This window comes from Pseudomonas fluorescens, assembly GCF_001708445.1.
Taxonomy (GTDB): domain Bacteria; phylum Pseudomonadota; class Gammaproteobacteria; order Pseudomonadales; family Pseudomonadaceae; genus Aquipseudomonas; species Aquipseudomonas gorinensis.
Genome location: NZ_CP015637.1, coordinates 2,897,060 through 2,910,323 on the forward strand (window position 1 = coordinate 2,897,060; position 13,264 = coordinate 2,910,323).

Consider the following 13,264-nt stretch of genomic DNA (forward strand, 5'->3'; position numbering starts at 1 on the left):
TTTCATGGGAGGTTTTATGGAGAAACGATGGAGACGCGGGTTTATTTGCCAACAGCCTGGTCAGGCGTAGCTGATCCTGTCGCTGTAGGCGTTTTGCGTCATCTTGCGTTGGTAGTCGCAGGGGGTGGTGCTGACCAGTTTCTTGAAGTCGCGCAGGAAGTGAGATTGATCGGAAAAGCCCAGGTCGAGGGCCAACTGCGAAAACGACACATCGTGCTGGGTATTGAGGGTGTCCAGGGCCGCCTGGCAGCGGATGATCCGGCAAAATGTCTTGGGTGACATACCGGTGTCCTGGTTGAACTGGCGGTGCAAGGTGCGGCTGGTGTAGCCGCTGAGGTCTTCGAGTTGCTGGACGCGAATATCGCCGCGATGGCGCATCGCCTGCTGGATGATCATGGCGGTGAGTTTCGAGGTCTTGCCCATCAGGCGTGGGGTCAGGTAGTCGTTGAACAGTCGCATCTGATCGCCCAGCAGCGGTGTCTGGACGATGCTTTCGAAGATGCGTTGGGCGAACTCGGAGACCTCCAGCAGGTCCAGTTCGCGTTCGGTCAACTCTTCTGCGAGCACATTGACGAAGCCCGGAATAACGCCCGGTGAGAAGCGTACGCCGAAGTAATGGTGGTGCTGGTGCAACTCGACCGCCTGGGCAACCAGCGGCGTGCCACAGATCCGCGCGGTAGGGCGCGTCGCATCACAGTCGAACAAGATATCTACGCAGCCGTCCGGGACGGCCAGCAGGTTGGCCGATTGCGCCACATCGAAGGCATAGAAGTGCGAGATCGCCGGATGTGCGCAAGGCATCACCGAATAGCGTGAAGAGTTGAGCACGAACCAGGGCTGTTCGTTCGCGGTGTGGTGCCGGGGAGTCGGCACGTTCTGTTTGATCATGGTTGCACCTTGGGAAGGCAGCGCTACGGGAAGTTTAACGCATTTATCGCGCCAACTATCGTCCTACCAGACTGAGCGGCATGTCCGAAATTTACAATACCGCCAACATCTCCCACCTGATACTCGATCTCGACAGCGTGGAGCTGCGCCTACCGCAGTGATATCACCTTCAGTCCGAGAATAACTATGTCTACAACTACAAAAATCGACTTTATCTACCTCTCCGAGCAGGACATGATCCGCGCGGGAGTGACCGACATGCTGGCCTGCGTGAATACCATGGAGGAGATGTTCGGCTTGCTGTATGCCGGTGACTACCGCATGGCCGGCCCGAACAATGATTCCCATGGTGCGATGGTGATTTTCCCGCAGGATTCGCCGTTCCCGAACATGCCCAAGCCCACGGCTGACCGGCGCATGATGGCGATGCCGGCCTACCTGGGCGGCAGCTTCTGCACTGCCGGCGTGAAATGGTACGGCTCCAATATCGCCAACCGCGAAAAAGGCCTGCCGCGTTCCATCCTGATGTTCACGCTCAATGATCCCGACACTGGCGCGCCGTTGGCGCACATGTCGGCCAACCTGTTGTCCGCATACCGCACCGGTGCGATTCCTGGCGTGGGCGCACGCCACCTGGCACGCAAGGACTCGAAAGTCGTCGGGCTGCTTGGCCCGGGAGTCATGGGCAAGACCACGCTGGCGGCATTCATCGCAGTATGCCCGCATATCGACACCCTGAAGATCAAGGGGCGTGGCCAGAAGAGCCTCGACAACTTTATCGCGTGGGTCAAAGAAACTTATCCGCAGATCACCACGATTACCGTGGTCGATACCCTTGAAGCGGTGGTCCGCGACTCGGACCTTGTTACTTATTGTAGCTCCGGGGAAACGGGTGACCCGTCGACCTACCCAATTGTGCGGCGCGAATGGGTCAAGCCAGGTGCGTTCCTCGCGATGCCGGCGGCCTGCTCGCTGGACGCAGGAATGGAAGAACCCGACGTGCGCAAGGTGCTGGACAACACCGGTCTGTACCAGGCCTGGTTCGAAGAGTTACCCAAGCCTGCGCATCACAACGTGCCGGTGATTGGCGTGCGCTTCATGGACATGATTGCCGAGGGCAAGATGCAACTCGATGAAGTCGAGGACATCGGCAAGATCATCGCCGGGGCCGCACCAGGCCGCAAAAACGATGAAGAAATCATCATCATGTCGGTGGGCGGCATGCCCGTCGAAGACGTGGCCTGGGGCACGGTCGTGTATCGCAACGCCATCGAAAAAGGCATCGGCGTGACGTTGAACCTGTGGGAAACCCCGGTACTGCGCTAAGCCTCATCTTCATCCCATTTGACGAGATATCCGACATGACAAAAATCACCAAGCTCAAGACCGGTTCCCCATTCGAAGACCAGGCCAGCTATTCGCGCCTGGTCGCCGTGGACAACTGGATCTACGTTTCCAACACCGCGGGCCGTAACCCGCAGACCAAGCTGATTCCCGAGGATGTCCTGGAGCAGACTCTCCAGGTGTTTGCCAACATTGAGTCAGCCCTGAAGGCAGTCGATGCGAGCCTGGCCGATGTGGTGTGTTCGCGGGTGTTTATCCAGGACCCCAAGGACGTGCCGGCCGTGATGGGGTTGATCGGCGAAAAGTTTCGCGGTGTCGATCCGGCCAGCACCGTTACCTGCCCGCCACTGGGCTCGACGGTCTACAAGGTTGAGCTGGAAGTGACTGCGTATCGCAACGCCTCGAAGGCGCAGGTCGACGTCATTCGCCTGTCGCAATAATCGTCACGTGGCGATGTGCATGCGTGGCTTCCCTAATTCGCTAACCGAGTCTTGACCATGGCACCGATAATAGCGCCCGTCACAACCTCCACCGTGTTTCCCAGCGCGACGTCCGTCGTCATCATTGGCGGCGGGATCATCGGCCTGACGGCTGCGCTCGCCTTGGCTGAGCGCAATATCGCGGTGGTGGTCCTGGAAAAAGGCCGGATCGCCGCCGAGCAGTCATCTCGTAACTTGGGATGGGTGCGCAAAACCAGCCGTCACGCGGCCGACATACCGCTGGCCCTGGCCGCTGACCGCTTGTGGGCGCAGATGCCTGAGCGGGTAGGGGCGGATGTGGGGTATCGCCAGGAAGGCATCATGTTTTTAGGCCGTACCCCGGCGCAAATGGCAATGCATGAGGGCTGGCTCAAGTCGGTAGAGCATTTGTCGCTGGATTCGCGGTTGCTCAGCAAGCGTGAGATTGATGCGCTGGTGCCGGGCGGCGTGGGTGACTGGGCCGGCGGTATTTTTACACCCTCCGATGCACGTGCGGAACCGACGCTGGCCAGCAGCGCCATCGCCAACGCCGCCATGGCCATGGGCGTAGTGATCATCGAGCAGTGCGCGGTGCGTACGCTGCAGATGTCCGCAGGTGCGGTCAGTGGCGTGGTCACGGAAAAAGGTGAAATTCGCTGTGATCACGTATTGCTCGCAGGCGGCATGTGGTCCCGTCGCTTTCTGGGCAATCTGGGGGTGTCGTTGCCGACCTTGCCCTTGACCTGCTCTGTGCTGCGTACCCAACCGATGGAAGGGCCGACGCAGATTGCCGTCGGCGCCCCGGATTTTTCGTTTCGCAAGCACAAGGACGGCGGTTTCATCATTACCCAGCGCGGCAAGTTGGATGCTTTCCTGACCCTCGACCACCTGTTGCTTGCCAAGCAATATATGCCGCAGTTTCGTGCGCAACGCAGCGTGCTGAATGTGTCGTTGGGCAAGCCGTTTATTAACGACCTGATGCTGGCACGTCGTTGGCACGCCGACAGTGTCAGCCCGTTCGAGCGCATCAGGGTGCAGGATCCGGCCGCCAATCCGCAGCTCAATAACGACGCGCTGAACAATCTGATTGCCGCCTGGCCGGTGTTCGAACAGGCCCGGATCGCGCATGCCTGGGCGGGCACTATCGACGTGACACCCGATTCCAATCCGGTGATCGGACCGGTAGCGCAGATCCCAGGCTTGACCGTGGCCACCGGCTTCTCGGGGCACGGGTTCGGTACGTCGCCTGCGGCGGGCCATCTCGCGGCGGATCTGGTCAGTGGGCATACGCCGATCATTGACCCGAGCCCTTATCGCTTCGACCGTTTCTAAAGGAGCAAGGCCATGCCTGCTGAGAGCTGTTTCTTCACCAATCGTTCGGGCTTGCGCCTGCATTATTTGCGCTGGGGCGCCTCGACAGGCGTGCCCCTGGTGCTATTGCACGGCTTGCGAGCCTATGCACAGACCTGGGAGTCGCTGGTACAGGCCCTGGGGGAGGGCTACTGCGTCTATGCCCTGGACCAGCGCGGCCGGGGGCTGAGCGACTGGGCCGAACCCGCCAGTTACCACACCCAATCGTATGTCGAGGATCTGGAGGATTTGATCGAGCATGTTGGCCTACAGCGTTTTGTATTGCTGGGCCACTCATTGGGCGGCGCCAACGCCCTCGAGTATGCGCGGCAACACCCGGGACGCTTGATGGGCTTGCTGATCGAGGATATCGGCCCCGGATCTTCAACCCAAGGCGATGGCGCCGCGCGTATTCGTCGCGAGATGGCCCAGACGCCATTGCAGTTCGAAAGCTGGGACGCGGCCCGTGCATTCTGGAAGGCCTCACGTCCAGGTTTGTCGGAGGAGGGCGTGGAATCAAGGCTGGCGCATTCGATGCAGGAGCGCGACGGAGTGATTGGCTGGCGCCATGATCAGCAAGGGATTGCCGAGGCACGACTGAGTATCGAACCCACTGATTTGTGGCCGGCGGTGCGCTCATTGGATTGCCCAAGCCTGTTCATTCGCGGTGGCCGCTCGGACTTTCTACCCCCTGTGATGCTGCAGGCCATGTGCGCCAGCAACCCGCACGTCCAAGCCGTGGAAGTGGCGGATGCCAGTCACTATGTTCATGATGATCAAGGCGAAGTGTTCAATCGTTTGGTCGCCGGCTTTTTGAGCGGCCTGGTGCATGCAGGTCAGTGAGCGGTTTTACTGACACACTGAACGTACCTGTGTGGATCGGTTTGGTTTGCGTGGTAGATGAAACTTCCCCCGGGAGGCGTGCTGCGCTGCCGGGGATTTGGTAGCCTCGATTTCTATTTGGAGATATCGAATGACAGCCAACGCCCAATCGAAACTGGCTGCCCGCTATGGCGCGGCGGACATCTCGCCCCTCAAGCCCTGGAACGAGACGATCGACCTGCTGCTCGACCATCGCAGCGTTCGTGCCTTTACTGATCAGCCACTGCCTGACGGCACCCTCGAGACCCTGGTCGCCGCGGCGCAATCAGCCTCAACCTCGTCAAACCTGCAGGTCTGGAGCGTCGTCGCTGTTCAGGACAGCGACCGCAAGGCGCGTCTCTCGTCCCTGGCGGGAAACCAGGCCTATATCCGCCAGGCGCCTCTGTTTCTGGTCTGGCTTGCTGACCTTTCCCGGATCGCTCGAGTGGCTGAGCAGCAAGAGGTGGAGCTGGAAGCCGTCCCTTACCTCGAGAGCCTGTTGCTCGGCACGATCGACGCCGCCTTGGCGGCTCAGAACGCCGTGGTTGCCCTGGAATCGCTGGGGCTGGGCAGTGTGTACATTGGCGCCATCCGAAACGACATTGAAGGCGTGGCCAAGGAGCTTGGTCTCCCTGCGCAGGTCTATCCCGTTTTCGGCCTTTGTGTCGGCCACCCCTCTACCGAACGGCCAGCGGAAGTGAAGCCAAGGCTCCCGCAACGCGCCGTGCTACACCATGAGACCTATTCGGCAGCGACAGATGTGGCTGCGGTCGCTCAATACGATGAGCGCTTGGGCGCCTTCTACCAACGTGAGGGCATGAAGGCGTCCGGGTGGTCGGAGCAGGTGGTCAATAGGCTTCGCAGTGTCGCAAACCTCCATGGGCGAGAAGAGCTGGTGGAAGAGCTGAAACGAATGGGATTTGGGCTTCGCTGAGCCATTAAAACAAAACCAGGGATGTCCTTGTTCAGACTGATCTCACTGGATTAGGGGGTTTACTTTTCAAAGGCGATTCAATATAAAATCAGCCCGGCGCGCACTCACTGTCGTGCCCTTTGATATTAACAGGAGGATGCTATGTCACCGTTAAACGTGATGAAGTTCTAAACGATCAAACTGTCACCCCCTCGCTCGAAAACCTTGAAACACGCTGGTCTCAACGTTGGCAGCTCGAAGGCACGTATGCCTTTGACCACACAGCCCAACGCGACGCTGTGTTCTCCATCGATACACCCCCGCCGACGGCCTCAGGCTCGCTGCATATCGGTCATGTCTTCAGCTATACCCATACAGATATCATCGCTCGATACCAGCGCATGCGAGGTAAGGCTGTGTTCTACCCCATGGGGTGGGACGACAACGGCTTGCCGACCGAACGCAGGGTCGAGAATTTCTATGGCGTACGTTGCGACTCGCTGGCAGCTTATCAGCCTGGTTTCAGGCCACCTGAGCCCATTCCATTAAAGCGAGGTGACTTTACTGTCATCAGTAGGCGCAACTTCATCGAGTTGTGCCACGAACTGACGGCCATTGATGAGCAAGCGTTCCGTGCACTCTTCGTGCAACTGGGCTTGTCCGTTGATTGGAGCCTTTCATATGCCACCATTGATGAGCGCTCCCAACGAGCGAGTCAGCGCGCTTTGCTTCGTAACTATCAGCGTGGCGAACTGTATAGCCAGGAAGCCCCGTGCCTGTGGGACGTAACGTTCCAGACAGCCGTGGCTCAAGCAGAGCTTGAAGAGCGTGAGGTCGCGGGTGCGTATCACGAACTCCGTTTCGAGACGGCTGATGGCGCCCCATTGAGGGTGGCTACCACTCGGCCTGAGCTACTGATGGCATGCGTGGCGCTGGTGGCTCACCCGGACGACGTTCGTTATAAGGCGCGGCTCGGACAATCCGTGCGCTCGCCGATTTTTGACGTGGACGTACCGCTGCTGGCACACCCTTTGGGCGATCCTGACAAGGGCACCGGCTTGGTGATGGTCTGCACCTTTGGCGATCTTACCGATGTGATCTGGTGGCGGGAGTTGCAGTTGCCAACGCGGTCAATACTGGGAAAAGATGGGCGCCTGTTGCTTGAGACGCCCCCCTGGTTGACGACACCCCGCAGCCAACAGGCCTATGCAGGCCTGGCTGGCCGTAATTTGTCCCAGGTTCGCACACAGCTCGTGTCGATGTTGCGCGACTGCGGCGCCATGCAGGATGAACCCCGACCGATTCAACACGCGGTAAAGTTTTTCGAGAAAGGCGACCGGCCTTTGGAAATTCTTGCCACTCGGCAATGGTACTTGCGTAATGGCGGACGCGACGCAAGCCTGCGGGACTTGTTGCGTGCCTCAGGCCAGACGCTGGACTGGCATCCGCCGCACATGCTCAGGCGTTACGAGCATTGGGTAGGCGGTTTGAACGGAGATTGGCTCATCAGTCGCCAGCGTACGTTCGGCGTACCGATTCCGTTCTGGTATAGGCTGGATGCACAAGGCGAAGCAGACTACAGCGCGCCGATTATTGCCGGTGAGGAAAGCCTGCCCGTTGATCCGAGCCTGGATACTCCGCCAGGGTATCGCCCCGAGCAACGTGGTCAACCGAATGGTTTTGTCGGCGAACAGGACATCATGGATACGTGGGCCACCAGTTCGCTGACGCCTCAGATCGCCGGAGGCTGGGGAGAGGACGACGCGTTGTTCGCCAAAATATACCCCATGGATCTCAGGCCTCAAGGTCACGACATCATCCGCACCTGGCTATTTTCGACACTGGTACGCAGCCATTTTGAACACGGTTGCGTGCCATGGCGTAATGTCGCGCTCTCTGGGTGGATCCTTGATCCCGACCGTAAGAAAATGTCTAAATCCAAGGGTAACGTGGTAACGCCACAAGCCTTGCTCGACCAGTATGGAAGTGACGGTGTGCGCTACTGGGCAGCCTCAGCGCGGCTCGGCAGTGATACAGCCTTTGAAGAACAGCAGATGAAGATCGGCCGCCGTTTGGCCGTCAAGCTGTTCAATCTATCGAGGTTGGTTCAAGGCTTTGCAAAGGATGACAACGGGGATATCGACCAGCCGCTGGATCAGGCCATGCTCAAACGCCTGGGCGGCGTAGTCCATGACGCTACGTGTGCGTTGGAGGCGTACGACTATAGCGTGGCGTTGTCACGTATCGAAGGGTTCTTCTGGTGGTTTTGCGATGACTACGTCGAATTGGTCAAGCGTCGCGCCTATCGACCAGAAGGCCATTCGGCCCGTAATGCTTTTGCACATGCACTGAGCGTGCAGCAGCGAATGTTTGCGCCATTTCTGCCATTTGTGTGTGAGGAAGTCTGGCAATCCTGGAATTGCGGCTCAGTGCACAATGCGCCTTGGCCGCAAGGGGATGCTTGTCCTGACGCGTCTATTGAAAGCTTATTGATGAGTGTCAGTGCCGTGCTATCTGCGATTCGCAAAGCAAAATCTGACGCCCGCCAATCCATGAAGGCTTCGGTAGCACGTGTTGAACTGGTTGACGGGGCTGCGCAGCTTGAAAGGATAAAAGGCGTTCGCCAGGACTTGATCGAAGCAGGTCAGGTTGAGGCTTTGGTGTTTATAGAGGGAACTGAGCAGCGGGTCGATGTATGGCTGAAGTGACGTAGACCTGAGGGCAAGTCAATTCGCGGAGCGATCAAGGAGATCGCTTCGCGAGCACGTCTATAGTCGTCCAGCAAACACTTGGGCTTTGAAGGGCTTGGAACAGGGACGGCGTGTTGGCTGCATGAAGTCCCCAGGGTTAAAAGTGGATTTCAGCCGCCTTGAGGCCCAAGTCGCGAAGTTCTGCGACCAAGTCATCCAAATGCCCGAAAGACTCGACCTCCTCGTTGTCATCAACCAAAAAATAACTTCTCCCGGCGTCCTTCTTGAAGAACACAATCCACTCCTTGGGGTTGGTTGGGTTTGCGATCACATGCGTGTCGAAGGTCACGCCTTCGGCATGTTTGGTTTTCACAGCTTGACGATTCATGTCTGTCACCACGCTACGCGCGTTTTCAAAAATTCTCTATTGGCAGTGCATCCTCGCTCAGCTCCCTCTGAGCTTCCACCCTAGACATCTCCAGCCGCACGAAGCAGTGGCGCCAGGGGATTTCAATTATCACTGGATGTTAATATTATGCACATGCATCCACTGAGGAGCTAGCCATGATTGCGATAGGTGAGGCATGGAAGGCGGGGTTGTTGGGACGAGGACACTGGCTTCGCAATGTGATGTCTGGCGTGATCGTCGGGATCGTGGCACTCCCGCTGGCCATGGCGTTTGCCATTGCATCTGGCGTCAAACCTGAGCAAGGCATCTACACCGCCATCATCGGTGGCCTGCTGGTTTCGCTCTTTGGCGGAAGCCGCTTGCAGATTGCCGGGCCGACAGGTGCGTTCATCGTGATTCTTGCGGGCGTCACGGCCGAGCATGGTGTTGACGGCCTGCAGATCGCCACGATGATGGCGGGGGCCATGTTGTTACTGCTGGGGATGGCCCGGCTCGGTGCAATCATCAAGTTTATCCCCGACCCGGTGATCGTCGGATTCACTGCGGGCATCGGCGTGATCATCTGGGTCGGGCAGTGGAGAGACTTTTTCGGATTACCGAAGGTCGGAGGAGAGCACTTCCATGAAAAGCTCTGGCATCTGCTCCAGGCCCTGCCGAATCTTCATATGGCCACGACCCTGCTGGCGGTACTCAGCCTTTTACTGGTCATCACTGCGCCCAGAATTCCCGGTCTCAAACAAGTACCGGGCCCACTGATCGCCATGGCGGTTGCGACAGCGATCCAGTCCACCTTTCACTTCGAGGGGGTTGCCACGATTGGCAGTGCATTTGGTGGCATACTTCAAGGTTTGCCAGCGTTGAGCCTGCCTGAAATCACGCTGTCGCGGGTCATCGATCTGATTGGTCCGGCGTTCACTATCGCCATGCTCGGGGCAATCGAATCACTGTTGTCCGCGACGGTGGCCGATGGCATGGCAGGTACCAAGCACGACTCCAATCAGGAGCTGATCGGTCAGGGGGTGGCCAATCTGGTCACGCCATTGTTCGGCGGCTTCGCCGCTACCGGGGCCATTGCCCGCACGGCCACCAATATCCGTAACGGCGGCACAAGCCCGCTGGCCGGCATTACGCACGCAGTCACCTTGGTGCTGATTATTCTGTTTCTGGCACCTCTGGCCTCAAACATCCCGCTGTGCGCACTGGCCGCGATACTTTTTGTGGTCGCGTACAACATGAGCGAGCTAAAGCATTTCAAGCGCATGGTCCAGCGAGCCCCGCGCGCGGACGTATCGATCCTGCTCATCACCTTCGGCCTCACCGTGTTCAGTGATTTGGTGATCGCCGTGAATATCGGCGTCATTCTGGCGATGCTGCACTTCATACGCCGCATGGCCTCATCCGTGGAGGTGCAACAGGTCGTCGAGTACGAGCTTGAAGAAGAGCTGAAAGCTAATGGCCATGCTCAACTGCCGCCGGGGGTATTGATCTATACGATTGAGGGGCCGCTGTTCTTTGGGGCGGCCGAGACGTTCGAGCGTGTCCTTGCACAGACTCATACCGACCCGCGCCTGCTGATTATCCGTTTGAAGCGCGTACCGTTTATGGATATCACGGGCTTACAGGTGTTGGAAGAAGTCATCCAGCAACTGCACAAGCGGCATATCGTGGTGAAACTCTGCGAGGCGAATACGAAGGTACTCAACAAGCTCAATAGGGTGGGCATCTTGCAAGAAATCGGCGCGGAGCATTACCACACCGACTTCAACACCGCGCTGGCGAAAGCTGTCAGTCTCGTGGAGGACACATCGACCCTCTAGAGGCTAACTGCCCATGTTCGGTTATGACTTGCTGCTGGTGGCGTACTTGCTTTTGGTCGAATAGCTGGCACCGTGGGTGTCCAGGTAGTCACGAACCAGCTGACGGACCACCTGCGAAGGCGTCAAATCCTGTGCTGCACAGAGCTCCTCGAACGCCTTTTTCTTGATGGGATCGATGAGCACAGTGAGGCGCGCAGTCTTGCTTTCCATGGGGTATTCAATCACTCAATCGCTGGATGTTAATCAAATTGTAATTGCCTTGTCCGGTGCTGTCACTGTTACGACTGAGGGGCGTTCGGCAGGTCGATTGTGATCGGTCATATGCGACTGGAAAGACTCCAGAGCTATCTCTGTCGAGCGCCTGGCGCAGCGGATCGGTTGTAGACCGGACGACCGGTTGTGGCAGGATCGATACCCTCAAAACCCAGTACGCCCAGGTCGAGTTCATCGACCGCGCGCACTGGATCGTTTATTGAGTCTTAGCGCTTTACGACTAACGTCAGAATGTCATAACTGGCGACCAGTTCGCCCATCTGGTTGGTCACCTCCACATCCCACGCTACCACCCCTTGCGCAATGCCTTGCGGGCTCTTCTTGCCCTGGTCGATTTTGCGTTTGCAGGTCAGGCGGGCCTGGATGGTGTCGCCGATGCCCACCGGGTTGATAAACCGCAGGGTATCCAGGCCGTAGTTAGCCAATACCGGTCCTGGCGCTGGTGACACAAACAACCCGGCCGCCGCCGACAGCACGAAGTAACCATGGGCGATCCGCTTGCCGAACTGCGATTCCTTGGCGGCGATGTCGTCGAAGTGCATGTAGAAGTGATCGCCCGACAGGCAGCCGAAGTTCACCAAGTCTGCCTCGGTGACGGTGCGGCGGTGGGTCAGGAGGGATTCTCCGACTTGCAGGTCCTGGAAGAAGCGCCGGAACGGGTGTACTTCGGTCTCGATGACCTTGGCGCCGCGTATGTGTTCGCCGGTGACGGCCGCCAGCATGGTTGGCGAGCCTTGTACTGCAGCGCGTTGCAGGTAGTGTTTCACCGCGCGCAGGCCGCCGAGTTCTTCACCGCCGCCGGCGCGCCCTGGGCCGCCGTGCTTGAGTTGAGGCAGGGGCGAGCCGTGGCCGGTGGATTCCGCGGCGGATTCGCGGTCGAGTACCAGCAAGCGGCCGTGCCAGGCAGCAGCCACCGGTATGGCTTTGGCGGCGATCTGCGGGTCTTTGGTGATCAGGCTTGCCACCAGGCTGCCTTTGCCGCGCGCGGCCAGGGCCAGGGCTTCGTCCAGATCGTCGTAGGCCATCAGTGTGCTGACCGGGCCAAAGGCTTCGATATCGTGGGCGCCGCCTTCGGCGTGTGGGTCGCGTGATTGCAGCAGGGTCGGTGCAAAGAACGCGCCTTGGCTGACGTTTTCGCCACGCGGCTCGAAACCGTCGCGAGCGCCGAATAGCAGCTCGCTGCTGTGCAACAAAGCCTCCAAGCGTTCGGCCACATCCTTCTGTTGATCATGGGACGCCAGAGGCCCCATGCGCACGCCTTCCACCGACGGATCACCGACGACCACCTTGGCCAAGCGCTCGCGCAGGCGGCTGGCGACCGCATCAATGTGCTTGGCCGGCACAATGGCGCGGCGGATGGCGGTGCATTTCTGCCCGGCCTTGACGGTCATTTCGCGGGCGACTTCTTTGATGAACAGCTCGAACTCTTCATCGTCCGGCGTCACGTCCGGGGCGAGGATTGCGCAGTTCAGCGAGTCGGCCTCGGCATTGAACGGCACCGAATTGCGGATCAGGTTCGGGTTCACCCGTAGCTTGGCCGCCGTGTCGGCGGAACCGGTGAAGGTCACCACGTCTTGGCCTTGCAGGCGGTCGAGCAGGTCACCGGTGCTGCCGATCACCAGTTGCAGGCTGCCCGCCGGTAACAGGCCGGACTCGTCCATCAGGCGCACCACGGCTTCGGTCAGGTAGCTGGTGGCGCTGGCGGGTTTGACGATGCAGGGCACGCCGGCCAAAAAGCTCGGGGCGAATTTTTCCAGCATGCCCCAGATCGGGAAGTTGAAGGCGTTGATGTGCACCGCCAGGCCGCCACGTGGCACCAGGATATGGGTGCCGGCGAACGTGCCTTTTTTACCCAATGGCTGCGCCGGTCCTTCGTGGACAATATTGCCCGATGGCAATTCCCGCGAGCCGAGGCTGGCGTAGGTGAAGAGGGTGCTGTTGCCGCCTTCGATGTCGATCCAGCTGTCGGCGCGGGTTGCGCCGCTGTGGTGGGAGATCGCGTAGAGCTGTTCCTTGCGCTCGCTCAGGTACAGCGCCAATGCCTTGAGGCGTTGGGCCCGTTGCTGGAAGTCCAGCGCCATCAAGCCGCTGACGCCCAGGCTGCGGCCGTGGGCGACGGCTTCGGCGAAGTCCGGACGCTCTTCATGGGTGCGTGCGAGTTCGTGGCCGTCGATGGCGCTGCGCAGGACTTGGGCACCGTGTTGGCCGATCCAGCGACCGGCGATAAAGCTTTGCAGGGTAGGGGCGTGAGGCATCACGAT

Annotated in this window: 11 protein-coding genes; 7 read left to right on the forward strand and 4 right to left on the reverse strand. The window is 59.2% G+C overall.

All coding sequences use genetic code 11. From position 1 onward, the window contains the following. Positions 1-60: 60 nt before the first annotated feature. The gene (locus A7317_RS12860) at positions 61-888 is read right to left on the reverse strand and encodes a helix-turn-helix domain-containing protein (protein ID WP_024075446.1); all 828 of its coding nucleotides are present in this window, start codon (positions 886-888) and stop codon (positions 61-63) included. Between the two features lie 186 nt (positions 889-1,074). Between A7317_RS12860 and A7317_RS12865 the strand changes: the two genes are divergently transcribed. From A7317_RS12865 to valS, 6 genes are all read left to right on the forward strand, one after another. Then, positions 1,075-2,214, forward strand: a complete 1,140-nt coding sequence (locus A7317_RS12865; protein WP_024075445.1) for a tyramine oxidase subunit B — start codon at positions 1,075-1,077, stop codon at positions 2,212-2,214. 35 nt (positions 2,215-2,249) lie between these two features. Next, positions 2,250-2,672: a RidA family protein gene (locus tag A7317_RS12870; RefSeq protein ID WP_024075444.1), complete on the forward strand. Its 423-nt coding sequence runs from the start codon at positions 2,250-2,252 to the stop codon at positions 2,670-2,672. A 57-nt stretch (positions 2,673-2,729) separates the two neighbouring features. Next, positions 2,730-4,022 carry an NAD(P)/FAD-dependent oxidoreductase gene (locus A7317_RS12875; RefSeq protein WP_069075960.1) on the forward strand — a complete coding sequence of 431 codons (1,293 nt, stop codon included), beginning with the start codon at positions 2,730-2,732 and terminating at the stop codon, positions 4,020-4,022. A gap of 12 nt (positions 4,023-4,034) precedes the next feature. Then, positions 4,035-4,883, forward strand: a complete 849-nt coding sequence (locus A7317_RS12880; protein WP_069075961.1) for an alpha/beta fold hydrolase — start codon at positions 4,035-4,037, stop codon at positions 4,881-4,883. A 130-nt stretch (positions 4,884-5,013) separates the two neighbouring features. After that, positions 5,014-5,835 carry an oxygen-insensitive NADPH nitroreductase gene (gene nfsA / locus A7317_RS12885; RefSeq protein WP_024075441.1) on the forward strand — a complete coding sequence of 274 codons (822 nt, stop codon included), beginning with the start codon at positions 5,014-5,016 and terminating at the stop codon, positions 5,833-5,835. A gap of 119 nt (positions 5,836-5,954) precedes the next feature. Further along, positions 5,955-8,522, forward strand: a complete 2,568-nt coding sequence (valS, locus tag A7317_RS12890; protein ID WP_069075962.1) for a valine--tRNA ligase — start codon at positions 5,955-5,957, stop codon at positions 8,520-8,522. Positions 8,523-8,661: 139 nt separating this feature from the next. On the opposite strand, the gene A7317_RS12895 is transcribed toward valS, so the two are convergent. Further along, positions 8,662-8,892, reverse strand: a complete 231-nt coding sequence (locus A7317_RS12895) for a hypothetical protein (RefSeq protein ID WP_041160937.1) — start codon at positions 8,890-8,892, stop codon at positions 8,662-8,664. Positions 8,893-9,068: 176 nt separating this feature from the next. Between A7317_RS12895 and A7317_RS12900 the strand changes: the two genes are divergently transcribed. Further along, entirely contained in the window at positions 9,069-10,730 is a 1,662-nt protein-coding gene (locus A7317_RS12900) for a SulP family inorganic anion transporter (protein ID WP_069075963.1), read from the forward strand. A 21-nt stretch (positions 10,731-10,751) separates the two neighbouring features. On the opposite strand, the gene A7317_RS12905 is transcribed toward A7317_RS12900, so the two are convergent. Next, positions 10,752-10,940, reverse strand: a complete 189-nt coding sequence (locus A7317_RS12905) for a CopG family transcriptional regulator (RefSeq protein WP_069075964.1) — start codon at positions 10,938-10,940, stop codon at positions 10,752-10,754. A gap of 269 nt (positions 10,941-11,209) precedes the next feature. Beyond that, positions 11,210-13,258, reverse strand: coding sequence for a phenylacetic acid degradation bifunctional protein PaaZ (paaZ, locus tag A7317_RS12910; protein ID WP_069075965.1), 2,049 nt, complete (start codon positions 13,256-13,258; stop codon positions 11,210-11,212). Between the last annotated feature and the right edge of the window lie 6 nt (positions 13,259-13,264).

Coding starts and splice junctions, on each gene's coding strand:
- A7317_RS12900 (WP_069075963.1), top strand. CDS start 9,069: ATGATTGCGATAGGTGAGGCATGGAAGGCGGGGTTGTTGGGACGAGGA.
- A7317_RS12880 (WP_069075961.1), top strand. CDS start 4,035: ATGCCTGCTGAGAGCTGTTTCTTCACCAATCGTTCGGGCTTGCGCCTG.
- paaZ (WP_069075965.1), bottom strand. CDS start 13,258: ATGCCTCACGCCCCTACCCTGCAAAGCTTTATCGCCGGTCGCTGGATC.
- A7317_RS12870 (WP_024075444.1), top strand. CDS start 2,250: ATGACAAAAATCACCAAGCTCAAGACCGGTTCCCCATTCGAAGACCAG.
- A7317_RS12865 (WP_024075445.1), top strand. CDS start 1,075: ATGTCTACAACTACAAAAATCGACTTTATCTACCTCTCCGAGCAGGAC.
- A7317_RS12875 (WP_069075960.1), top strand. CDS start 2,730: ATGGCACCGATAATAGCGCCCGTCACAACCTCCACCGTGTTTCCCAGC.
- nfsA (WP_024075441.1), top strand. CDS start 5,014: ATGACAGCCAACGCCCAATCGAAACTGGCTGCCCGCTATGGCGCGGCG.
- A7317_RS12860 (WP_024075446.1), bottom strand. CDS start 888: ATGATCAAACAGAACGTGCCGACTCCCCGGCACCACACCGCGAACGAA.
- A7317_RS12895 (WP_041160937.1), bottom strand. CDS start 8,892: ATGAATCGTCAAGCTGTGAAAACCAAACATGCCGAAGGCGTGACCTTC.
- A7317_RS12905 (WP_069075964.1), bottom strand. CDS start 10,940: ATGGAAAGCAAGACTGCGCGCCTCACTGTGCTCATCGATCCCATCAAG.